This is a genomic window from Novosphingobium sp. HNCC26DJ243 (assembly GCF_057180545.1).
Window position 1 is genome coordinate 387,206 of record NZ_JBXUGN010000003.1, and the last position, 21,575, is coordinate 408,780.

The window sequence follows — 21,575 nt, forward strand, 5'->3', positions numbered from 1 at the left end:
CGGGGCGTCGCGATGCTGATCGAGCAGATCATCGAATCCGAGTTTACGCCGCTCAGCGACATCCTGCGCGCCCATGCGGCGCGGCGGGGCAGCGCGGTGGCACTGGCCGACGAGAACACTTCGATCGGCTGGTCAGACATGGATGCGATGCTCGACCGTATCGCGACGGCCCTGCAGCGCGAGGGCGTGGCCAAAGGCGAACCCGTCGCCATCGCCGCGATGAATTCCGTGGCGACGGCACTGGCCATTCTCGGGACAATCAGGGCTGGCGCCGTCGCCGCCCTGATCACCTCGACCGCGACGCCCGACGCGATGGTCGCGATGATCGCGGACAGTGGCAGCCGGATTGTGCTGCTGGATGGCGCGATCTCGTCCGCGCTCGAAGGACACGCCCTGCCGGCCGGAATCATCCGCGTCGGGCTGGATGGCGACGCCTCGGGCACACCGCTGGCTCAATGGATCGCACCGGAGGGCGCAAGGCCCCAACGTTGGCAGATCGCTCCTTCAGACCCGTTCAACATCATTTATTCCTCGGGCACGACCGGCGCGCCCAAGGGCATCGTGCAAAGCCACAAGATGCGGCACGAATATGCCCGCCGCACGATCGCCAGCGGCTATGACGACGATACCGCCGTGATCTGTTCGACGCCGCTCTATTCAAACACCACGCTTGTGAGCTTCTTCCCGGCGCTGACCGGCGGGGGCAAGGTGGTGCTGATGCGCAAGTTCGATGCGCACACGTTCCTTGCGTTGTCCGAGCGCGAACGGGTGACCAACGTGATCCTTGTGCCGGTGCAATACCGCCGGATCATGGAATGCCCCGATTTCGACCGCTTCGACCTCTCATCATACCGGATGAAGGCCTGCACATCGGCTCCGTTTCCGGCCTGGCTCAAGTCCGATGTGCTGAAGCGCTGGCCCGGAGGCCTGACCGACAACTACGGCATGACCGAGGGCGGCGCGACCGCGATCCTGCTGGCGCACAAGTTTCCGGACAAGCTTCACACGGTGGGCCAGCCCGCGCCCGGCCACGTGATGAAGATCATCGACGATGACGGCAACGAACTGCCGCAGGGCGAAGTCGGCGAGATCGTCGGCCGATCGCCAATCATGATGAACGGCTATCACGGCAAGGACGACAAGACGCGCGAAGCCGAATGGTTCGATGCCGATGGCCAGCGCTACATCCGCCACGGCGACGTCGGACGGTTCGACGAGGACGGCTTCCTGATCCTGATGGACCGCGCCAAGGACATGATCATCTCGGGCGGTTTCAATATCTACCCCAGTGATCTTGAAGCCGAGCTGATCCGGCAGGCGGCGGTCAAGGAAGCGGCCGTGGTCGGCGTACCAAGCGATGTCTGGGGCGAAACGCCGCTGGCGGTGGTCGTGCTCGCCGATCCTGGCGCTGATGCACAGGCGATCCTTGCCGAGGCCAACCGGCACCTGGGCAAGACGCAGCGCGTGTCGGCCATCGAGGTGGTCGACGAACTGCCGCGCAGCCCGATCGGCAAAGTGCTCAAGCGCGAACTGCGCGACCGCTTCGGCGGCAATCCCATTCTTGCAGCCTCTTTACCGCAATCCACAGGAGCATGAGCCATGCGTGACGCCGTAATCGTATCCGCCGCCCGCACGCCGATCGGACGCGCCTACAAAGGTGCGTTCAACGCCACGCCTGGCGCGACGCTGGGCGCGCTTTCGTTGCAGGCGGCGGTTGCCCGCGCGGGAATCGATCCTGCCGAGGTGGACGATGTGCTGTGGGGCGCGGCGCTGCAGCAGGGCGCGCAGGCCGGGAACATCGCGCGCCAGGTGGCGCTGCGCGCGGGACTTCCGGTGACGACCTCGGGCATGAGCATGGACCGCCAGTGCTCCTCGGGTCTGATGACCATCGCGACTGCGGCCAAGCAGGTGATCGTCGACCGCATGGACGTGGTCGCGGCAGGCGGGCAGGAATCGATCAGCCTGGTCCAGACCAAGGAAATGCGGTTCGCGCCCGACAAGAGCCTGATGGCGATGCACAAGGCGATCTACATGCCGATGCTGCAGACCGCCGAGATCGTCGGTCAGCGCTATGGCATCAGCCGCGAGGCTTGCGACGAATATGCCCTGCAGTCGCAGCAGCGCACCGCTGCCGCACAGGCCGCCGGACGGTTCGATGCCGAGATCGTCGCAACTGATTCCTCGATGGGCGTCCAGAACAAGGAAACGGGCGAGATCACCTTCCAGGACGTCCACCTGAGCAAGGACGAGGGCAACCGCCCCTCGACCACGCTGGAAAGTCTTGCGGGCCTGAAGCCGGTGATCGACGGTGGCATCGTGACGGCGGGCAACGCCAGCCAGCTCTCCGATGGTTCGGCAGCGGTGATCGTGATGGAAGCAGACCTCGCCGCAAAGCGCGGCCTTGCGCCGCTCGGCCGCTATGTCGGCATGGCGGTGGCTGGCACCGAGCCTGACGAGATGGGCATCGGCCCGGTCTTCGCGATCCCCAAGCTGCTGCAGCGTTTCGGCCTGAAGATGGACGACATCGGCCTGTGGGAACTGAACGAGGCCTTTGCCGTGCAGGTCCTCTACTGCCGCGACAAGCTGGGCATTCCCAATGACCTGCTCAATGTAAACGGCGGGGCCATCTCGATCGGCCACCCCTATGGCATGACCGGCGCGCGCGCCACGATGCATGCGCTGATTGAAGGCAAGCGCCGGGGCGCCAGGCATGTCGTTGTCACGATGTGCGTGGGCGGCGGCATGGGCGCTGCGGGGCTGTTCGAGGTTCTGTAAAGGTCGAAGGCGCGGCGCTTGCCCGAGGGCGACGCCGCGCCTAACCTGTTGCGATGACACGCACCGAGGATGAGCGACCCTGGCCGCAGGCCGGGCGCGAGAGGATGATCTACCCTTCGCCCGTGGGCTGGAAGGGAACCGACTTCGTTGACAACGAAGAGGACCTGCTGCGGCGGCTTAATCCGAAGACGGTGTTCATGATGGGCGACAATCCCGCCCTGCCCCGCATGCCGGAACGCCCGAAGCTGCTCGATTTCTTCCGCCACCGCTTTGGCGACATCACCGTGCGGCACCTGCTGGTCAGCGCCAAGCGTGCGCTGGACGATGGCCTGCCCGAAAAGGTCGTGCTGGCCTGCCTGCTGCACGACATTTCCAACGGCTGCCTGATCCGCGCCGACCACGGCTACTGGAGCGCGCAACTGATCGCGCCCTATGTCGATCCCGAAGTGGCCTTTGCGGTGAAGTACCATCAGGCGCTGCGATATGTGCCCGATGAGAGCGTAGGCTATGCCTACCCCGACAGCTATCACAAGTTCTTCGGGCCGGATTATCAGGTGCCCGACTACCTGCTGCGCGATGCGGAATACGCGCGCGGCCACGAATGGTACATGACCGCGAGGGCCGTCACGCTCTACGACACCTACTTCTTCGACGACTTCCCGGTGGTGGAGCCGGACGACCTGGCAGGCGTGATTGCGAGAAACTTCCGCGAGCCGGAGGAAGGGCTGGGTTTTGACGGCTCACCGACGGCGCACATGTGGCGGACGATGATCTGGCCGAATAACTTTTTGTGAGGGTGGCCTTCGTAACGGCGGCTATTTGGAAATCTCCGTCCAAAAGCGGACTTTCAGGACACGACGCCGTTGCGGACGTTCTCGATTGTGGCAAGGTACACGCATGCGCGGTCAAAAAGTTGCACTCATTTTGCTTGCGGCATCGCTTGGCGGTTGCTCATATGAGTACCAACTGGAGGCAGTTCTCCTCAACGAACAAGTAATCTTTATCGTCGATCCGAGTTCACGGAGCGTTCCCTCGTGTTTCCGTCAAGTCGAAGTGTCAGGGCTAAGTGGGCGCATTAGTGAATGGCGCGATAGCGTCGATTACAAAGATGCCTGCTCAAACAAGTTTCCTATCGTTTACGGGGCCAAACTTAACGGTCGCCCACAAGCTGACTGGCCGACGATCAACGCCAAACCGCTACAGCGAGGTGTGGTCTATGAGGTCAACACTATAACAGGTGCGACGGGGTATGGCGTAGGCCGCTTTAGCATTGATGAAAACGGACGCATTATAAACGTGAAAGTCCACTGACAGGACTGCAAGTAAGAGTAGGAAAGTGCCGGATAGCCACCCAATTCCCCGCATCCGCACACCAAAAAAGCTAAGATCAAAACCAGACGTCACCCTGAACTTGTTTCAGGGTCCATCTCTCGCCAGAAGCGGCGGAGTGATCGGCAAACTGGATCCTGAAACAAGTTCAGGATGACGATGGGACGGGGGCTGGCGCGTGCGCTACGAAACGCCCGCCTCAACCTTACCCGAACGCCCCGCAAAGCCGTGCATCCCCAGCCACCATTGCAGCGCGATCACGCCGCCCTTGGCGGGTTGCAGCAGCGCCACCAGCAGGGCGACCGCCAGCACCGCCACGATCAGCATCATCGCCCAGCCGGGCAGGCCGGTGTGCAGGCCCAGTTCGATGATCACGGGCGCCATGATGTGGCCGGTCAGCAGGATCGAGATGTATGGCGGGAAATCGTCAGCCGCGTGGAGCGTCCAGTTCTGGCCGCACAGGCGGCAGCGCTCGACCGGCTTCAGGAACTTCGCGAAGAGGTGCGTCGCGCCGCAGCGGGGGCACTTGCCCCGAATGCCACGCCACAGCGCCGCGCCAAGCCCTTGGGGGAGCGTGGTGCGGTCTAATGGAAGTGCGGCATTGGGCATGACGGAACCTTCCCGGTCTGAAACTGACCTTGCCTTGCAGATGCTCGTCACCCTGAACTTGTTTCAGGGTCCATCCTTCCGACTGCACGGAGGGCTGTGTTCTAAAGCAACGACGCGGCGTTGACCTTCCATCACGCCACCTACGTTTACGGCGCGATGGCCCCTGAAACAAGTTCAGGGTGACGGGGTAAGAACCGAGGTCGCTGCCTCTTACTTCGCGAACGGGTTCTTCGGGCTGCGCAGCGTCATGCGGATCGGCACGGCATCGAAGCCGAGTTCGCGGCGGATGCTGTTGATCAGGTAGCGGCGGTAACTTTCGGGCAGCTGTTCAAGACGCGTGCCGAACAGGATGAAGCCGGGCGGGCGGGTCTTGGCCTGCGTGATGTAGCGCAGCTTGATCCGTCGGCCGCCGGGTGCGGGCGGCGGATTGGCGGCGAGCGCATCGTCGAACCAGCGGTTGAGCGCGGCAGTAGCCACGCGCTTCGACCATGCGGCGCGGATTTCGAAGGCGGCGGTGATCAGTTCGTCCAGACCCTTGCCGGTGCGGCCGGAAATGGCGAGCAGCGGCACGCCGCGCACCTGCGCCAAACCGTCTTCCAGCGCGGCGCGGATGCCATGGAACAGGCCGGACGGGTCCTCGGCAATGTCCCACTTGTTGATCGCAATCATCAGCGCGCGGCCCTCTTCGAGCACCATCGAGGCAATCTTGAGATCCTGATGCTCAAGCCCGCGCGTGGCATCGAGCACGAGCACCACGACTTCGGCAAAGTCGATGGCATGACGCGCATCGGCGACCGACATCTTCTCGAGCTTGTCGACGACTTGCGCCTTCTTGCGCATGCCGGCGGTGTCGATCAGGCGGACGGGGCGATAGCCCTCGCGCTTGGGATCGAACCACTGCCAGTCGATCGCGATCGAATCGCGGGTGATGCCCGCTTCCGGACCGGTGAGCAGGCGGTTCTCGCCCAGCAGCTTGTTGATAAGCGTGGACTTGCCAGCATTCGGGCGGCCGACGATGGCAAGCTTGAGGACGGATTCGGGATCGAACTCCTCCTCGTCCTCTGCGCCTTCGCCCGGCTCGTCGTCTTCCTCGGCCTGCTTGGGCTCAAGGTGGGGGCGCAGCGCTTCGAACAGATCGGCAAGGCCCTGCCCGTGTTCGGCGGAGAAGGCGACCGGCTCACCAAAGCCGAGCGCGAAAGCATCGTAGATGCCGGGATCGCCCTGGCGGCCTTCGGCCTTGTTGGCCATGAGCACGATGGGCACGCGGCTCGAGCGCAGATAACGGGCGATTTCCTCGTCAAGCGGCGTAACGCCGGCGCGCGCGTCGATCACGAACAGCGCAACGTCGGCCCCGACCAGCGAAGCCTCGGTCTGCTGGCGCATGCGGCCGGGCAGCGTCTCGGGATCGAGGTCCTCCCAACCGGCGGTATCGACAATGGTGAAATCGAGGCCGAGCAGCGTGGCTTCGCCGAAGCGACGATCACGCGTGACGCCGGGTTGATCGTCGACGAGCGCGAGCTTCTTGCCGACGAGACGATTGAACAGCGTGGACTTGCCCACATTGGGGCGTCCGATAATGATGACCTGTGGGCGCATGGCTCTCCCGTGGCTGTTCCGGGGCGTGAACGCAAGCATCGCTTTAAGTCGGGATGTTTGATTAGTCCCGCGTTAACCAACGGTAGAAGGGCAAGGCTAACCTAAGCGGCAGATAATTGCCGGTATGAGGAAGACCATCTTTCCAGCTGCCATGCTTTGCAGCCTTGCCCTGTTTGCCGGGCGAGGAGATGCCGCAGAAATCCGCGAATCCGCGCAATTTGGCGGCCTTGCCGAACAGGGCGGCGATTCCTTGCCGTATCTGCAATGCGTGCCTTACGCGCGCCAGGTCAGCGGTATCCGCATCTATGGCGATGCGTTAACGTGGTGGGAGCAGGCCGAAGGACGCTATGCGCGCGGCCACCGCCCCAAAGTGGGCGCGGTCATGAGCTTTGCGCCGCATGGCCGGATGGAACTGGGGCATGTCGCCGCTGTCAGCCGAGTGATCGATTCGCGCAACGTGCTGCTGCGCCATGCCAACTGGTCGGTGATCGACGGGCGGCGCGGGCAGATCGAGAACGACGTGCGCGCGGTTGACGTCTCGCCCGAAAATGACTGGAGCCAGGTTCGCGTGTGGTATGCGCCGATCGGCAATTTGGGCACGACTGCATGGCCTGTGAACGGCTTCATCTATCCAGACAAGCCGGGCCGCAACGAACGGTTGGCTGCGATTTCATCGTCCGGGCCAGCGCCCAAGGCGCGCGCATCGGAAGTTCCCGCATCGCGCATAGGTGCCGATTTCCTGCGCGGCGTCCGGCCTGAGGTCGTGGTGAAAGCCTCGCCGGTGCGCCAGCAACTGGCCTATGCCGCGCCGAAGGCTGCGCCGCAGCAGCGCCCGGCGCGGCTCAATCCCGCACTGGCAGACGACCCGATCGGTCGGATCATCGCCAGCCGGATGAAGTAAGGTCGCTCAGAGCGACTTGATGATGGCCGAGAAATCGAGCCCGGAATTTCCGGCATCGGCGAAGGCAGCGTAAAGCTCTTCCGCCCGTGCGCCCATCGGCACCTGCGCCCCTGCATCCTTCGCCGCCGCCATGGCGAGCTTGAGATCCTTGAGCATGAGCGCCGTGGCAAAGCCGCCCTGGTAGTTATTGTCCGCAGGGCTCTGGGGACCAACGCCGGGGACGGGGCAGTACGACGTCATCGACCAGCACTGGCCCGAGGCCTTGGAGGAGATGTCGTAGAAGGTCTGCAGGTCGAGCCCGAGCTTTTCGGCCATGGCGAAGGTCTCGCACGTGGCAACCATCGAGGCGCCCAGGAGCATGTTGTTGCAGATCTTGGCGGCCTGGCCCGCACCGCTCGCGCCGGCATGGATCACCGCCTTGCCCATTGCCGCAAGGATCGGCTCGGCACGCGCGAAGGCTTCCTCGCTGCCGCCGACCATGAACGTCAGCGTGCCACCATTGGCCGCGGCAATCCCCCCCGAGACTGGGGCATCGACCATGGCGTATCCTGCCCCGTCCGCCGCCGAGGCGACCTCGCGCGCGGTGGCGACGTCAATCGTCGAGCAATCGAGCAGCAGGGCCGTGGTCGGCGCATGGCCGATGACGTCGGCAGCATAGACCGACTTCACAATGGCTCCGTTGGGCAGCATCGAGACGACAGCGTCTGCGCCCTGCACCGCTTCCTTGACCGAGGTATAGGTGGAGCAGCCGTTCTCCTGCGCGCGGGTCAGCGCTGCTTCGGCAAGATCGAAGGCGTGAACGTCATGCCCCGCCTTGACGAGGTTGGCGGCCATGCCGCCGCCCATGTTGCCGAGGCCGATGAATGCGATTTTCATTTCAGGAACTCCAAAGCCCGTTCGTGTCGAGCGAAGTCGAGACACTTGCGCGCCCGTGTCTCGACTTCGCTCGACACGAACGGAGGCAGTTCGGCTACCTGCCCTTCCACACGCCGGGGCGCTTTTCGACGAAGGCCTTCATTCCCTCGGCCTTGTCCTCGGTCGCGGTGAGGACCTGGAACAGGCGGCGTTCGAACAGCAGGCCCTGATCGAGCGTGGTCTCGAACGCGGCGTTGACCATTTCCTTGTTGGCGACGGCGGCCATCGGCGGCATCGCGGCAATCGCTTCGGCGGTCTTGAGGGCCTCGGCGACAAGGTCGGCCAGCGGCACGACGCGCGACACCAGGCCCGAGCGCTCGGCTTCGGTGGCGTCCATCATGCGGCCTGTCAGGCACATGTCCATTGCCTTGGCCTTGCCCACGGCGCGCGTCAGGCGCTGCGATCCGCCCATGCCGGGAGCGACGCCCAGCTTGATCTCGGGCTGGCCGAACCTGGCCGTATCCGAAGCGATAATGAAATCGGCCATCATGGCGAGTTCGCAGCCGCCGCCCAGCGCAAAGCCGTTCACCGCTGCAATCCACGGCTTGCGCGTGGTCTTGACGAGGTGGCTGGTCCACTTGGCGAAGAAATCTTCGTTGAAGAAATCCGACGCGGGCTTGTCGGCCATTTCCTTGATGTCGGCACCGGCGGCGAAGGCTTTTTCGCCCGACCCGGTCAGCACCGCGCAGCGCTGCGAGGGATCGGCTTCGAAGGCGGCGAAAGCATCGATTAGATCGGCCAGAACCTGCGAATTGAGCGCATTGAGCGCCTGCGGACGGTTGAGCGTGACAAGGGTTACGGCGCCCTTTTGTTCAACGAGAATGGTTTCATAGGTCATAGCGGTTTCCATTCGTCTGCTGCGCCCAGCGGCGCGAAGATGGCATCGAGAAGATCGTCGGTCACGCCTTCGGGCGTCTCGGGCGACCACTGGGGTGCGTTGTCCTTGTCGACGATGACTGCGCGCACGCCCTCGGCAAAATCGGGCAGGGTCAGCACTCGCGCGCTGATCCGGTATTCCATCGCCATGTTCGCCGCGAAATCGGGGAGGGTCAGGCTGGTGGACAACTGGCGCAGCGCCACCTTGCAGGTCTGCGGGCTCTTGGTCCGGAGCGTTGCCAGCGTTGCCTGTGCGAAGTCCGAACCATCACCCACGAGCGCGGCGAGAATGTCCTCGTAGCGGTTTGATGCGAAAAGGCGCTCGATGTCCTCGGCCTGTGCGGCGATCTTCGCCTCGGGCGGAACCGCCGAAAGTTCGCGCAGGGTCGTTGCGATCGCAGAAGGATCGGCAGCGATGCGCACCTTGGCCTCGGCGAGGTTTTCCGACGGAAGATAGTGCGTGGCAAGACCCGCCCAGACGCATTCCGCGCCATCGAGACGCGCGCCGGTCAAGGCAAGGTACTGGCCAAGCCGCCCGCGCAGGCGCGAGAGATACCAGCCGCCGCCCACGTCGGGAAACAGGCCGATACCGGTTTCGGGCATGGCAAGCTTCGTGTTCGACGTGGCGACGCGGAAGGTGGCCGGCCCGGAAATGCCGACGCCGCCGCCCATCGTGATGCCATCCATGAACGCCACGGTCGGCTTGCCGTAAGTCATCAGCAGATGATTGAGCTGGTATTCGTCATGGAAGAACTTGCGGCCCGAGACGCCGCCATCGTTCAGGGCAGAGTTGCGCAGGAACGCAATGTCGCCGCCAGCGCAGAAGCCGCGCGACAGCTTCGGATCGCCATCGGGCGCGGCGGCATGGTCGATCAGGACAACGCCGACAGCAGGATCATTGCGCCATTCGAGCAGCGCGGCAGTTATGGCGTGAACCATGTCGAGCGTCAGCGCGTGAATGGCCCGGGGCCGGTTGAGCGAGATGATGCCCGCGAAATCCTTGCGGGTAACGATGACGTCATCGGTCACTTCAGCAGGTCCCTTCCCACGATCATGCGCATGACCTCGTTCGTGCCCTCAAGGATGCGGTGAACGCGCAGGTCACGCCAGAAGCGTTCGATCGGGTAATCGCGCAAATAGCCGTAGCCGCCGAACATCTGCAGTGCGCGATCAACGATCGAGGAACCGTTGTCAGTTGCCAGCTTCTTGGCCATCGCCGAGAAGCGCGTCTTGTCGGGCGCGTTGGCGGTGACTTTGGCCGCGGCGAGATAGAGCAGCGCACGCGAGGCTTCAAGGTCGGTCCCCATGTCAGCCAACTGGAACTGGGTGTTCTGGAACTCGGCAATGGCCTTGCCGAACTGGCTGCGATCCTTGACGTAGGCCACCGCCTCGTCGAGGCAGCGCTGCGCTCCGCCAAGTGAGCACGCGCCGATGTTGAGTCGCCCGCCATCAAGGCCCGCCATGGCGAACTTGAAGCCATCGCCTTCGGCACCTACGCGGTTGGCGACCGGCACGCGGACGTTGTCGAAGATGACCTGCGCGGTGGGCGAGGCGTTCCAGCCAAGCTTGCGCTCAGGTGCGCCGAAGCTGACTCCGGGCATGTCCTTGTCGATCACCAGGCACGAAATGCCACGCGCGCCGTCGTCGGATGTGCGCACCATCGTGACGTAAACGTCGTTCACACCGCCCCCGGATATGAACTGCTTGGTGCCGTTGACGACATAGACATCGCCGTCGAGCCGCGCAGTGGTCTTGAGTGCAGCGGCATCCGAGCCCGAACCGGGCTCGGTCAGGCAATAGCTCGCCATCAACTCCATAGTGACGAGAGCGGGCAGATAGCGCCCCTTGATTTCGTCACCTCCGAACCTGTCGATCATCCACGCGGCCATGTTGTGGATCGATATGAAGGCGCTGGTCGCCGGGCAGCCATAGGCCATGGCTTCCATGATCAATGCCGCTTCCAGCCGCCCAAGGCCGATGCCGCCTGCTTCTTCGCTGACATAAATTGCGGCGAAGCCCAGTTCCGCTGCGGCCTTGATCGTGTCGCGCGGGAAGGTGTGATCCTCGTCCCACTGCGCAGCAAACGGGGTGATGGCATCGGCGGTAAAGCGACGCGCCATGTCCTGGATGGCAATCTGGTCTTCGGATAGCGCGAACTGGTCGGTCATCTCGTTCTTTCCGTCACACGGCGCAAGGCCATGCCCCTCATGATGCCGGGCAGCGGGTTGGCGCCGCCCGGCGGTGTCAAGCTTCAGCCGCAGGATACTGCGGTAATCACATAAGCATCGTCATAGCGGACCGTGAGCCGGTCGGCGCGATAATCCATCGTGACCGCGCTGCGCGGTGGCACCCAGCGCAGACCACGAGCGCCGGTCAGGCGCAGGAGTTCTGCCCCCGAAGCGGCCGTGGCCTTTTGTCCGACAAGTGCCTTGGCAGGCTCGGCACTGCAATTGCCAGCCGGCATGGCAGGAAGGTCTGCCGGATCGACCGGCGCGGCCGCACATCCGGCAAGTCCGATCGAGAGAACAGTTATAGCACAGGCGAGATTGCGCATCCTTGGCACTCCTCAACCGCAGCGGCTGTAGCGGCGCGGCCCCTGCGGGGCATCCTCGCCATACTCTGTCAGGATCAGGGTCTTGCCGCCATCGGCCAGTTCGAACTGTGCATCGCGCTGCCAGGCCATGCCCTCGCCCTCGTAATCGAAGGTCGCACGCAGCGCCCTGTCGCTACTGTCACGCAAGGCGCCGAGTTCGGCAATCGACTCATAGAAGCGTACGGACTTTTCGGCGACCGTCATCATGCCCTTGTTGTCACCGCGCTTGGGATCGCAGTCCGCCTCGTTCACGCCCCACTTGCCCCGCATGGCAGCCGGGAACGTGGCGGCGCCGACGCCGGGAGCCTCGCTTGCGCCCGGTGCGACCGGGGCCGCCATGGCTTCGGACTCGCTGACCGTGGGCGCGAGGCTGGGGCTGGCTGCGGCTGTGGGCTCGTCGGGTGAGGGATCGGAACAGGCCGCCAGCATGAGCGGCGCAAGCAGGGCGGGCAGGAGGCAACGGGTCATGGGAAAAGCTCCGGTGTTGTTGGCAGATGACCTGCCAACGCGCGCCGGAGCGTTCCTTTCCATCAGGCTGACCGCTGCCCGCAAGGGTTCAGCCCATTGTCGGGATGACGAATGCGTTGGCGAGCTCGCCCACGCCGCCATCGGGCCAGCGCTGCGTGATCGTCTTGACCTTGGTCCAGAACTTCACGCCTTCCATGCCGTGCTGGTTGGTATCGCCGAAAGCCGAACGCTTCCAGCCACCGAAGGTGTGATACGCGACCGGCACGGGGATCGGCACGTTGATGCCGACCATGCCGACATTGACCCGCGCGGCAAATTCGCGGGCGGCATGGCCGTTGCGCGTGAAGATGGCCACGCCATTGCCGTACTGGTGCTTGCTCGGCAGGGCGAGCGCTTCCTCGAAATCGTTGGCACGCACGATCTGCAGCACCGGGCCGAAGATCTCGTTGTGGTAGCTGTCCATGTCGGGCGTGACATGGTCGATCAGGGTGGGGCCGACGAAGAAGCCGTTTTCGTGGCCCTGCAGAGTGAAGCCGCGACCATCCACGACCATTTCGCCGCCTTCCTCGACGCACTTGGCGATCCAGGCCTCGACCTTGTCCTTGTGTGCCTGCGTAACGACCGGGCCGTAGTGGGCCTCGGGATCGGTCGAGATGCCGACCTTGAGCGCGTGGATCGCCGGGATCAGCTTTGCACGCAGCCTTTCGGCCGTGTCCTGCCCGACGGGGACGACCACCGGCAGCGCCATGCAGCGCTCGCCTGCCGAACCGAAGGCCGCGCCGCACAGATCGCCCACCACCTGATCGAGATCGGCATCAGGCATGACGATGCCATGATTCTTGGCACCGCCCATCGCCTGAACGCGCTTTCCGGCAGCAACGCCGCGGTTATAGACGTAATGCGCGATGTCGGACGAGCCGACGAAACTGACCGCGCCGATCGCGGGGTGATCGAGGATCGCGTCGACCATTTCCTTGTCACCATGGACGACCTGACAGATGCCTTCGGGAAGGCCTGCCTCGATGAACAGTTCTGCAAGGCGCACCGGAACCGAAGGATCGCGTTCCGAAGGCTTGATGATGAAGGCATTGCCCGTGGCGATTGCAACGGCGCTCATCCACAGCGGGATCATGCCGGGGAAGTTGAACGGGGTAATGCCCGCGCCGATGCCGATCGGCTGGCGCATCGAATAGACATCGATGCCGGGGCCCGCACCCTGCGTGTATTCGCCCTTGAGGACGTGCGGGATGCCGCAGGCGAATTCGACTACCTCCAGCCCTCGCTGGATGTCGCCCTTGGAGTCGGCGACGACCTTCCCGTGTTCTGACGAGAGCATATGCGCGAGGCTGTCGAGATTGGCCTCGACCAGTTCCTTGAAGCGGAACATCACGCGGGCGCGGCGCTGGGGGTTGATTGCGGCCCAGGCTGGCTGAGCCTTGAGTGCTGCCTGCACGGCGCGTTCGAGCGTCTCGGCGGTGCCGAGCGCGACCTGCGCCTGCACGCCACCGTTGTTGGGATCGAAAATGTCGCCCTTGCGCAAGGGCGCGCTGCCCGAACCGCCAACGATGAAATGGTCTACCTGGCGCATGTGCCTGTCCTTTTCCAAACCGAATTTGCGGTGCGTGATGGGCCCGGCAATCATTGCAGGCAAGATGAGAATATGCGACATCGACCTGCAAATTTGCAGGTGTGCCGATGCAGTCCTCCGACTGGAACGATTTCCAGGCCTTTCTCGCCGTGGCGCGCGCAGGACAGTTGTCCCGTGCTGCCACCGCAATGGGCGTCGATGCGACGACGGTGGGCCGGCGCTTGCGCCGGCTCGAGACGCGCACCGGCGTGACCCTGTTCGAACAGACTCGCGAAGGACAGGTCCTGACCGAAGCGGGCGAGGCCATGCTAGCCGAAGTCGAGGCTATGGAGCAGGCCGCAAGTCGGATTGCCGAGCATGCTGCGAGCGGAAGTGGGCCAGCAGGGCTCCTTCGCGTCAGCTTGTCAGAAGGTTTTGCCAGCTGGATCGTCGCCCCCGCGATGCGCACATTCGTCGAAGCCAACCCGCTTCTGGTGGTGGACCTTGTGGCCTCGTCCGGCTTTCTCAGCCCGTCAAAGCGCGAGGCCGATCTTGCGGTAACCCTGTCGCGTCCGCGCGCCGGGCCTGTGATCGCGGGCAAGCTTTCCGACTACAGCCTGCGGCTTTACGCGACGCGCGGCTACCTGTCGCAGAAGGGCATGCCGGACCGGCCAGGGGACCTCGCGCGCGGGCACCGGCTGGTGGGATATATCCCCGACCTGCTCTACGCGCCCGAGCTGCGCTATCTAGCGGAGATCGAGCCCGACCTCGTTGCAACGGTGCGCTCGTCCTCGATCAACGCGCAGCATCGCCTGATTGCGGCAGGCGCCGGTATCGGCGTGTTGCCCTGCTTTATCGGCGATTCGGACAAGTGGCTGGTGCCGGTCCTGCCCGAGCGCCGCATCACCCGCTCGTTCTGGCTGGTGACGCACAAGGACACGCACAACCTGGCGCGGGTGCGGGCGTTCAAGGACTGGCTGACGGCCCTTGTGATGCGTGAACGCGGACGATTGCTACCGAGGTAGCCGCGCCCGTGTGGCGATCAGGCCTTGGCGACTGGCGCGTCTTCGCCCAGATCTTCGTACCATGCCTCGACCGGACCATTGAGCTTGATGGTCAGGGGGTTGCCCTTGCGATCCATGCTCTTGCCAGCCTGAACCCGCACCCAGCCTTCGGTGATGCAATATTCCTCGACATTGTTGCGCACGACATCCTTGAAGCGGATGCCGATACCGCGACGCAGCTTGTCGGCATCGAAGAACGGGCTGCGCGGATTGATCGCAAGACGATCGGGCGGCACGTCGGGCCCCGAGGTAGCGGGCACAGTTTCGGGCGTGGTGGTTTCGTCGGTCATGGGACGCGCAATTATCTTGATTGCCCCACTTGTCAATCAAGCCCCGCCGTCGTAGAGGCGCGCCCCTGCCTAGCAGACACCCGTTTGTCTGCCCCGGCGGGCGCGTAGCTCAGCGGTAGAGCACACCCTTCACACGGGTGGGGTCACAGGTTCAATCCCTGTCGCGCCCACCATCTTTTCGGACACTAACCGATCAGGTGGAAGTTTCGCTGGCTCAGGGTGCAGCTTGACCAGAGCTTTGACGTTAGACCAATGCTACGTCAGGTCTCGGTCAATCGGCCCTCGCCGCGCCGGGACCAAGGCCTCATGACGAGTTTTGGTAACGGCGACAGCAAGGACGGGCATGCGCACGCGGCCACCCTTAAAAGGTGACCGCGCGAAAGGTTCAGAAGCGCGTTTTGACGCCGACGGTGAAATAGCGGCCGACAATATCGTAGACGCTGCGCGCGGTTGGAATGTTGAGGCCCGTCAACGGGCTAATGAGGAACAGTCGGCCCTTCTGGTTGAAGACATTGTTGACGGTAAGGTAGAGTTCGGGGTTCGCCGGGACATCGCTAAGACGGTAACCGATGTTGAAGTCTGTATACCATGTCGCGGGAACGCGATTGTTCAGATAGGCAAACTGATCCGATTTGTTGAATGCGCCGATATGGCGTTCCTGCAAGCTGACGTTGAAGGTCTCGCTGACATAGGAAAGCTCGAGGTTCCCACGCCACTTGGGCAATGGCAACGGATAGAAACCCTGAATGAAATCGGCATTGCCTGCGAAATCGACAACCGGCGAGACCGATGAATTCTGCTGCCGGTAATGGAAAAGCCGGGTAGCAATCAGGCGTGCCCCGATCGTGCCACCGAGCGCAGCCATACGATAGCTTGCCTCGATATCCAGACCTTCAACTTTGGTACGCGCCAGATTGAGATTCTGCAGTCGGATTTCGGTCGGGAAGTTTGCCGGCGTGCGATTTTCGAAGCCGAACGGGCGAATGATCTGGGCGCACAACTCGCTTGCGCCGTTGCTGCGTTCGCAAAGGTCGGCCATCTGGATATAGGTGAAGGGTTGTGCGATCGCGTCCCGGATGCGGATACGATAATAGTCGACCGAAAGGTTAAAGCCCGGAAAAAACCTCGGGCTGAATACGGCTCCGACCGTCAAAGTCCGCGCGACTTCGGGCTTGAGACCTGGATTGCCAGAAGAGATCACATTCGTGTTGGATGACGTGCCCGTATGCAGGTCGGTCAGCGGGCTCGTTGTCTGCTGCTTGCCGGCAAACAGTTCGAAGAGCGACGGGGCGCGAATATCCTGTGAAAGCGTCCCGCGGAATCGAATGTCCGGAATTGGCTGATAGCTACCGCCGACCTTCCAGGTCGTCACCGAACCGCTAGTGCTGTAATTGGTGTACCGTGCAGCGCCATTGAGATCGAGGTCGCCAATTGCGGAATCGCGGGCCAGAGGAAGCGCGACCTCACCATAGATTTCCTTGACGGTATAGGCACCTGCCCCGACCCCGACGTTGACTGATGCAAAGCGGTTGGCGGTCGTAGCCCCCCGAACTCCGGTAAAATCGGTAGGCACGGCAGGGTTTCCGTTGCTGGTCTGCACGATCGATTGGTGGCGGTATTCGCCACCAACAGCGATGGAAACCGGCCCTGCCCAAAGACTGAAAGGTTCAGCAGAGAAGTTCGCTGCGACGAGATCCATCTTGTTCACGGCTTTCCACCTGGAAGTGCCGTGAACGAAATCTATGGCAGTCTGGCTGCTCGAACCTTCACCAAAAATATTGAGTGGGATGCAGTTGTCCATCAGGCCCGGATTGGTGATAGTTATGCGGCAGACAATCTGTCCACTACTGTTTCTTACCGCATCCATAGCCGCAAAGAACTTGCGGTTTTCGAGCTGATAGGACTCGGTTTCGAAGGTGCTCTTTCCGTGTGTATAATAAATGTCCCATTTCACGCCGCCGAGCGCGCCACCGACTCCGGCATTGACGATTATGTTGCGGCTCTTCTGCTCAGTGGGATCGGTTGCCCAGTCGCGAAAGCTACGCGCCATGCGGAAGCTGCTGCCGGGAACCAGTTGCGCCGCTATTTCCGGTCGCAGAAAAGCATTTTCGGCAAACACGACGGTCCCGGTACCGGGCGAGAACGGAGATGCATTGCGGTCCGCGTTGCGGCCCGTGTTGTAACTCGCTTCGACAAAGGCGGTGATCTCGGGAACGACCTCATAGGAGACCCGGCCGAAGAACTGCTTCGTGGTCAACGACGGGGCGCCAGTCCGCTGATTGCTAGGGAAGATAATGCCTTCACTGCCAACGCCGTAACCGGGTCGCCCTGGGATCGGAGTACCCGGATTGAAGGATGCAAGCCCACCACCGGGCGTGAATTGCTTGCCCGCCAGAGGGCCGCTGGTGACAAGTCCACCGAATGTCTGTGAATTCAGATGCGCATTAGATACGTAGTAGTAAGGCGCAAGTGCTGTGCCCGACCCACCAATGGTCATCCCCGACAGCGTGCTCTCACCACTTGAAGTTTCGCGGGAGGAGCGGTCGCCAATGCCGTCCGAATGATAGTATTCTGCACTTGCAATCACATGCAGTTTGTCGTCGAGAAAGCTCTGCCCGAAGGCACCGGCAAACTTGTGCGAGCCATTGTCGCCATATGTCGAAATCCCGCTTTGGGCGTTGAGCTTCAGACCTTTGAATTGGTCGTCCAGAACAAAATTGACTACGCCCGAAACTGCATCGGACCCATATGCCGCAGACGCACCGCCAGTTACGACATCGACCCGGCGAATAAGCATTTGCGGAATGAGATTTGCGTCGGTCGCACCGTTGCTGCTCGTCGGCGGCACACGCCGGCCGTTCATCAAGATAAGCACGCGCTGGGCTCCGAGCGCACGGATATCGAGATAGTTGCCAGACCGAACCTTGGAGGCACCCGTATCGGCCTGCATGTTCTGATTGATCGAACCCTGAAACTGGGGAAGCTGGTTGAGCGCATCAGGGACGTTGCTTGGAGCCTTGCGGATCAACTCGTCGGAATTGAGCACGGTCAGCGGGGTCGGGGCACTGTAACCCTGTCGCTGAATACGTGAACCAGTCACAAGGATCTGATCCGGAGCCGTTGTCGAGGCGCTTTCGCGGTCAACCGCTTCGGCCGTATCACCTGGCACCGCATCCTGCGCCTGGGCGACAACCGACATGGCGAAAAGGCTGGCACCGATACTCAGGCGCGCAAGAAACGCTGCTTTCATTCTGCATACTCCCGTTGATTTTGACCATTGCCCGGCGTTGGCCGCCGATTCTTCGATGTTCAGAAAAAAGCCATGGCACGCACTGGAAGGCCTGTGGCGGCCGCGATCGGAGCGGCACCAACCACCAGCAGGGCGCCGCAAGGCGGAACCACCTTCAGATTGGTTATCCCCTCGATCCCCCAACGGCCGCTGCGCAGCCATTGCTGGTGAACCGGATAAGCAGGAACGTTCGGACCGGAATCGATGGTCATGGCATCGACAGCGATGCCCTTCACGTTCTTGCGCTGGATAAGCATGCGGGCCGCTTCGATACCAAAACCGGTAGAAGCGAAGTGTCGGTCGCTGGCGTTTCGGGCCATTTCCGCCACAGGGTCCCACCCTGAATGCATTGCCACGCAACACCCCTCCGGCAGGGGGCCGTATTGCCGTTCCCAAGCCTGTATATCTTCAGGCTCCACTTGCGCGTCACGCGACGCAGCGACCCGGGAGCTTATGTCGAGGACGACTAGAGGCACGACCAAGTCGGCCAAGGGAATCTCGCCCAGACTGCGAAGTTCGGCGCCAAAATGACTGGGCGCATCTATGTGCGTGCCGGTATGCTCGATCAACGCGAGCCGGTGCATTTTCATGCCGACCGCGACGCCCGAGCCATCGACTGCCTCCATTGACAGCCGTGGCTTCGAGGGATCGAAGTTGAATTGCCGGGTCAGCCGATGCGTGAGATCACAGAAACGCAGGCTGTGACTGCCAAAGCGCACTGACGTTTGCGCACCGTCGACTGGTGCGGCAGCGCACGGCACCGATGCCGAGGATGCGGCAACGGCAGCCAGCGCACCAATAGCTTCAAGAAAACCGCGCCTGCCGAGATCTGATCCCCCGGAATCGACCACCTCACCCCTCCAAAAGCCGAGATCATGTTGCCTCGATATCCTTTTGGATAAGTCTGTTAGCAGTTCCGTCAAGTGGTATAGTTTTTATTCCAAAACAATTTGGATGCGAGTTTGCAGTGGCAAATTGATTGAAAGCGGGTCGCGCGTGACGGCTCGCCCGGGAGATCGGGAGAGGTCGGCGTCACAATACAACCAGGCCGCTGTCTGGTTGCCAGGCGTTGGACTTTTTGCAAGGCAGGGGTCGCCACCCAGCCCCCAGGATGCTGTAATATAGCGATAGTACGATCGGCGACCGGCGCTTCAATTCGTCCCCGGCATGCGGGAGCCACTGTCACGATGCCTTTGCCGCACCAACGAGTGACCGGGTCCTCGGCACGACGGCGGCGCCTTTTAAGTCTCAGGCGCGGGGGCGACCACGACGTTTTTGCGGCGCGATGAGGTCGCCGCGTTCGAGTCGCCGGATTGACGCCTGAAGACGCTTTTCCGCATCGTGGATTTCCTGTTGCGTTTTGAGAGCGGTCGTCATGTGGAGCTGCGCAGCCTCGCGCGCACGCGCGGGATTGCGCTCCATAATGCCGTCGAAAATGGCCTGGTGCTCTTGAAGCTGGGCATCTTTCTCGACCCGATGTTCGTAAAGGTTCTTGCGGTTGAGATAGACATTGGAACGCAAGACCGTCTCGAGGCTCCGCATCATGTGCATCATCATGAGATTGTGACTTGCCTCGTATATCGCGAGGTGAAACTCCGCGTCCGTGCGAGCAATATCGTCTACGTCCTTGTTTTCATGGGCCGCAATCATAGCGTCCATTCGACGGCGGATGACCTCGCGGTCCAGTTCGGACGCCCGCTCGGCCGCAAATCCGGCAGCCGCGGCTTCTATGACAGAGCGAAGCTCCATGACGTGCATGCGCGCTTCTGGCGTGTCCATCAGCGATACGAGCGGATCTCGGAGGCTTCGCCCGACAGCCTCGCTCACGTAGACAGCCCCTTGTGAATCCGCGGTCAAAAGACCTTCGTTGACCAGCTTGTCGAACGCGTCGCGCAGGGACGGTCGCGATACGTCAAGCTTTGCTGACAGGTCGCGCTCAGAAAGTAGCCGCTCACCGGGCTGCAGCGCGCCTTCAAGGATCAACTGACGGAAGTGGTCGGCAATCGCGTCGGCGAGCTTGGCAGGCTTGATTGATGGCAGACTCATGGATTTCCCGAAATCAGAAGAATGGTTGGCAACCAAGGTTTGGGGCAATGGTTGGTGGATAACAAATGCGCCGCATGGCCACCACCCGGAACTTTTCGCTGACTACACGCCGCGCGCGTGACGCAACGGCCCAAGGCCTGGCCGTCTCGCACACTGCGCACGACATTCCGAATCAAATGCAGTGCTGTTGTCAACCCTTGGGTAAGGTATCGACCCAAATTTTGCGTGTTGCGAATTTTGGTATAATTAGATATCCACTTTCGAAGAATTCCAGTGCGTTTTCCGTCGCCTTCATCGGAAGGCACTGCACGATTTTCACCCCGTTTCGAGGAGTTGATTAATGAAGATTGGTTTTGTCGGCACGGGAATTATGGGCCGGCCGATGGCAGGGCACCTCTTGGCCGCCGGGCACGACCTTTTGCTGGCCCCGCATCGGTCGGCACCGCCAGCCGAACTTCTTGAAGGCGGGGCTCGCGTCATGTCGTCCCGCCGCGAGTTGGCAGCTGATGCCGAGATCATCATCCTGATGTTGCCCGATACACCGGATGTGGAGTCTGCGCTGTTCGGGAATGACGGTATCGTCGAAGCCCTGCGCCCTGGCACGTGCGTGATAGACATGAGTTCGATCGATCCAATTGCCACCCGTACCTTTGCCGAAAAGGTCGAGCAGGCCGGATGCTTCTATGTCGATGCCCCGGTCTCGGGAGGCGAGGTCGGTGCCAAGGCGGCGAGCCTGACGATCATGTGCGGTGCAGATCAGGCGGTTTTCGAGCGGGTCCAACCCTTGTTCGCGCTTATGGGCAAGAACATCACACTGGTTGGCGAAGTGGGCGCCGGACAGGTGGCGAAGGTGGCTAACCAGATAATCGTCGCTCTCAATATTGAGGCTGTCGCCGAGGCGCTGCTTTTCGCCTCCAAGGCGGGGGTCGATCCGAACCGCGTGCGGCAGGCGCTTATGGGCGGATTTGCCGCGTCGCGCGTGCTCGAGGTGCATGGCCAGCGCATGATTGACCGAACGTTCGCTCCCGGCTTCCGGATCAGCTTGCACCAGAAGGATCTCAATCTGGCATTATCGAGCGCTCGCACGCTGGGAATGGCCCTTCCAGCAACCGCGTCCGCGCAGCAGCTGTTCAGCGCCTGCGTTGCGCAGGGCGGCGCGGATTGGGATCATTCCGGAATGGTGCGGGCCCTTGAAGTGCTGGCGCAGCACGAAGTGGCAGCGACATCTGAATAATACATCAGGGATACGGGAGAGAG

General features: G+C 62.3%; 20 protein-coding genes and 1 tRNA gene. 8 read left to right on the plus strand and 13 right to left on the minus strand.

The genetic code is table 11. The annotated features are described in order from the left end of the window. Positions 1 to 12: 12 nt before the first annotated feature. The 4 genes from AC2A04_RS12355 to AC2A04_RS12370 all read left to right on the plus strand — a co-directional run bounded on the left by AC2A04_RS12355 (position 13) and on the right by AC2A04_RS12370 (position 4,086). Positions 13 to 1,596 carry a class I adenylate-forming enzyme family protein gene (locus tag AC2A04_RS12355; protein WP_484212633.1) on the plus strand — a complete coding sequence of 528 codons (1,584 nt, stop codon included), beginning with the start codon at positions 13 to 15 and terminating at the stop codon, positions 1,594 to 1,596. Positions 1,597 to 1,599: 3 nt separating this feature from the next. Continuing rightward, positions 1,600 to 2,775: an acetyl-CoA C-acyltransferase gene (locus tag AC2A04_RS12360; protein ID WP_484212634.1), complete on the plus strand. Its 1,176-nt coding sequence runs from the start codon at positions 1,600 to 1,602 to the stop codon at positions 2,773 to 2,775. 53 nt (positions 2,776 to 2,828) lie between these two features. Further along, a complete protein-coding gene (locus AC2A04_RS12365; RefSeq protein WP_484212635.1) occupies positions 2,829 to 3,569 on the plus strand; it encodes a hypothetical protein in 741 nt (246 codons plus the stop codon). Between the two features lie 103 nt (positions 3,570 to 3,672). After that, complete coding sequence (locus tag AC2A04_RS12370; RefSeq protein ID WP_484212636.1) at positions 3,673 to 4,086, plus strand: hypothetical protein; 414 nt, start codon at positions 3,673 to 3,675, stop codon at positions 4,084 to 4,086. A gap of 201 nt (positions 4,087 to 4,287) precedes the next feature. Here the strand turns inward: AC2A04_RS12370 and AC2A04_RS12375 are convergent, their stop codons facing one another. Both AC2A04_RS12375 and der read right to left on the minus strand, forming a co-directional pair. Then, a complete protein-coding gene (locus AC2A04_RS12375; protein WP_484212637.1) occupies positions 4,288 to 4,713 on the minus strand; it encodes a DUF983 domain-containing protein in 426 nt (141 codons plus the stop codon). Between the two features lie 210 nt (positions 4,714 to 4,923). After that, complete coding sequence (gene der / locus AC2A04_RS12380; RefSeq protein ID WP_484212638.1) at positions 4,924 to 6,309, minus strand: ribosome biogenesis GTPase Der; 1,386 nt, start codon at positions 6,307 to 6,309, stop codon at positions 4,924 to 4,926. Between the two features lie 151 nt (positions 6,310 to 6,460). On the opposite strand from der, the gene AC2A04_RS12385 reads away from it, so the two are divergent. Next, positions 6,461 to 7,210: a CHAP domain-containing protein gene (locus AC2A04_RS12385; RefSeq protein ID WP_484212639.1), complete on the plus strand. Its 750-nt coding sequence runs from the start codon at positions 6,461 to 6,463 to the stop codon at positions 7,208 to 7,210. Between the two features lie 6 nt (positions 7,211 to 7,216). Here AC2A04_RS12385 and mmsB read toward each other — a convergent pair whose 3' ends face one another. The 7 genes from mmsB to AC2A04_RS12420 all read right to left on the minus strand — a co-directional run bounded on the left by mmsB (position 7,217) and on the right by AC2A04_RS12420 (position 13,650). Further along, a complete protein-coding gene (gene mmsB, locus AC2A04_RS12390) occupies positions 7,217 to 8,131 on the minus strand; it encodes a 3-hydroxyisobutyrate dehydrogenase (RefSeq protein WP_484212640.1) in 915 nt (304 codons plus the stop codon). A gap of 49 nt (positions 8,132 to 8,180) precedes the next feature. Continuing rightward, positions 8,181 to 8,963: an enoyl-CoA hydratase-related protein gene (locus tag AC2A04_RS12395; protein WP_484212641.1), complete on the minus strand. Its 783-nt coding sequence runs from the start codon at positions 8,961 to 8,963 to the stop codon at positions 8,181 to 8,183. Next, complete coding sequence (locus AC2A04_RS12400) at positions 8,960 to 10,030, minus strand: enoyl-CoA hydratase/isomerase family protein (RefSeq protein WP_484212642.1); 1,071 nt, start codon at positions 10,028 to 10,030, stop codon at positions 8,960 to 8,962. Before AC2A04_RS12400 ends, AC2A04_RS12395 begins: the two co-directional genes overlap by 4 nt. Further along, positions 10,027 to 11,169, minus strand: coding sequence for an acyl-CoA dehydrogenase family protein (locus tag AC2A04_RS12405; protein WP_484212643.1), 1,143 nt, complete (start codon positions 11,167 to 11,169; stop codon positions 10,027 to 10,029). Before AC2A04_RS12405 ends, AC2A04_RS12400 begins: the two co-directional genes overlap by 4 nt. Positions 11,170 to 11,252: 83 nt before the next feature. Continuing rightward, on the minus strand, positions 11,253 to 11,555 hold the full coding sequence (locus AC2A04_RS12410) for an I78 family peptidase inhibitor (RefSeq protein ID WP_484212644.1): 303 nt from the start codon (positions 11,553 to 11,555) through the stop codon (positions 11,253 to 11,255). Between the two features lie 12 nt (positions 11,556 to 11,567). Beyond that, positions 11,568 to 12,062 carry a hypothetical protein gene (locus AC2A04_RS12415; RefSeq protein ID WP_484212645.1) on the minus strand — a complete coding sequence of 165 codons (495 nt, stop codon included), beginning with the start codon at positions 12,060 to 12,062 and terminating at the stop codon, positions 11,568 to 11,570. An 88-nt stretch (positions 12,063 to 12,150) separates the two neighbouring features. Beyond that, on the minus strand, positions 12,151 to 13,650 hold the full coding sequence (locus AC2A04_RS12420; protein ID WP_484212646.1) for a CoA-acylating methylmalonate-semialdehyde dehydrogenase: 1,500 nt from the start codon (positions 13,648 to 13,650) through the stop codon (positions 12,151 to 12,153). A gap of 107 nt (positions 13,651 to 13,757) precedes the next feature. Between AC2A04_RS12420 and AC2A04_RS12425 the strand changes: the two genes are divergently transcribed. Next, on the plus strand, positions 13,758 to 14,654 hold the full coding sequence (locus AC2A04_RS12425) for a LysR family transcriptional regulator (RefSeq protein WP_484212647.1): 897 nt from the start codon (positions 13,758 to 13,760) through the stop codon (positions 14,652 to 14,654). Positions 14,655 to 14,671: 17 nt separating this feature from the next. Here AC2A04_RS12425 and AC2A04_RS12430 read toward each other — a convergent pair whose 3' ends face one another. Next, positions 14,672 to 14,983: a DUF3297 family protein gene (locus AC2A04_RS12430; RefSeq protein WP_484212648.1), complete on the minus strand. Its 312-nt coding sequence runs from the start codon at positions 14,981 to 14,983 to the stop codon at positions 14,672 to 14,674. Between the two features lie 98 nt (positions 14,984 to 15,081). On the opposite strand from AC2A04_RS12430, the gene AC2A04_RS12435 reads away from it, so the two are divergent. After that, positions 15,082 to 15,156 (plus strand) — tRNA-Val (locus tag AC2A04_RS12435). A gap of 212 nt (positions 15,157 to 15,368) precedes the next feature. On the opposite strand, the gene AC2A04_RS12440 is transcribed toward AC2A04_RS12435, so the two are convergent. From AC2A04_RS12440 to AC2A04_RS12450, 3 genes are all read right to left on the minus strand, one after another. Next, entirely contained in the window at positions 15,369 to 18,233 is a 2,865-nt protein-coding gene (locus AC2A04_RS12440; RefSeq protein ID WP_484212649.1) for a TonB-dependent receptor plug domain-containing protein, read from the minus strand. Between the two features lie 59 nt (positions 18,234 to 18,292). Continuing rightward, positions 18,293 to 19,195 (minus strand): cyclase family protein, encoded by a 903-nt coding sequence (locus AC2A04_RS12445; RefSeq protein ID WP_484212650.1) that lies wholly within the window; start codon positions 19,193 to 19,195, stop codon positions 18,293 to 18,295. Between the two features lie 325 nt (positions 19,196 to 19,520). After that, entirely contained in the window at positions 19,521 to 20,354 is an 834-nt protein-coding gene (locus AC2A04_RS12450; protein WP_484212651.1) for an FCD domain-containing protein, read from the minus strand. A 304-nt stretch (positions 20,355 to 20,658) separates the two neighbouring features. On the opposite strand from AC2A04_RS12450, the gene AC2A04_RS12455 reads away from it, so the two are divergent. Then, a complete protein-coding gene (locus AC2A04_RS12455; RefSeq protein WP_484212652.1) occupies positions 20,659 to 21,552 on the plus strand; it encodes a 2-hydroxy-3-oxopropionate reductase in 894 nt (297 codons plus the stop codon). Positions 21,553 to 21,575 lie beyond the last annotated feature (23 nt).

Excerpts from the sequence above, each read along its gene's own strand:
- AC2A04_RS12455 (WP_484212652.1), top strand. The coding sequence starts at position 20,659 with ATGAAGATTGGTTTTGTCGGCACGGGAATTATGGGCCGGCCGATGGCA.
- der (WP_484212638.1), bottom strand. The coding sequence starts at position 6,309 with ATGCGCCCACAGGTCATCATTATCGGACGCCCCAATGTGGGCAAGTCC.
- AC2A04_RS12395 (WP_484212641.1), bottom strand. The coding sequence starts at position 8,963 with ATGACCTATGAAACCATTCTCGTTGAACAAAAGGGCGCCGTAACCCTT.
- AC2A04_RS12415 (WP_484212645.1), bottom strand. The coding sequence starts at position 12,062 with ATGACCCGTTGCCTCCTGCCCGCCCTGCTTGCGCCGCTCATGCTGGCG.
- AC2A04_RS12430 (WP_484212648.1), bottom strand. The coding sequence starts at position 14,983 with ATGACCGACGAAACCACCACGCCCGAAACTGTGCCCGCTACCTCGGGG.
- AC2A04_RS12420 (WP_484212646.1), bottom strand. The coding sequence starts at position 13,650 with ATGCGCCAGGTAGACCATTTCATCGTTGGCGGTTCGGGCAGCGCGCCC.
- AC2A04_RS12375 (WP_484212637.1), bottom strand. The coding sequence starts at position 4,713 with ATGCCCAATGCCGCACTTCCATTAGACCGCACCACGCTCCCCCAAGGG.
- AC2A04_RS12410 (WP_484212644.1), bottom strand. The coding sequence starts at position 11,555 with ATGCGCAATCTCGCCTGTGCTATAACTGTTCTCTCGATCGGACTTGCC.
- AC2A04_RS12385 (WP_484212639.1), top strand. The coding sequence starts at position 6,461 with ATGCTTTGCAGCCTTGCCCTGTTTGCCGGGCGAGGAGATGCCGCAGAA.
- AC2A04_RS12440 (WP_484212649.1), bottom strand. The coding sequence starts at position 18,233 with ATGAAAGCAGCGTTTCTTGCGCGCCTGAGTATCGGTGCCAGCCTTTTC.
- AC2A04_RS12405 (WP_484212643.1), bottom strand. The coding sequence starts at position 11,169 with ATGACCGACCAGTTCGCGCTATCCGAAGACCAGATTGCCATCCAGGAC.
- AC2A04_RS12355 (WP_484212633.1), top strand. The coding sequence starts at position 13 with ATGCTGATCGAGCAGATCATCGAATCCGAGTTTACGCCGCTCAGCGAC.
- AC2A04_RS12365 (WP_484212635.1), top strand. The coding sequence starts at position 2,829 with ATGACACGCACCGAGGATGAGCGACCCTGGCCGCAGGCCGGGCGCGAG.
- AC2A04_RS12370 (WP_484212636.1), top strand. The coding sequence starts at position 3,673 with ATGCGCGGTCAAAAAGTTGCACTCATTTTGCTTGCGGCATCGCTTGGC.
- AC2A04_RS12425 (WP_484212647.1), top strand. The coding sequence starts at position 13,758 with ATGCAGTCCTCCGACTGGAACGATTTCCAGGCCTTTCTCGCCGTGGCG.
- AC2A04_RS12360 (WP_484212634.1), top strand. The coding sequence starts at position 1,600 with ATGCGTGACGCCGTAATCGTATCCGCCGCCCGCACGCCGATCGGACGC.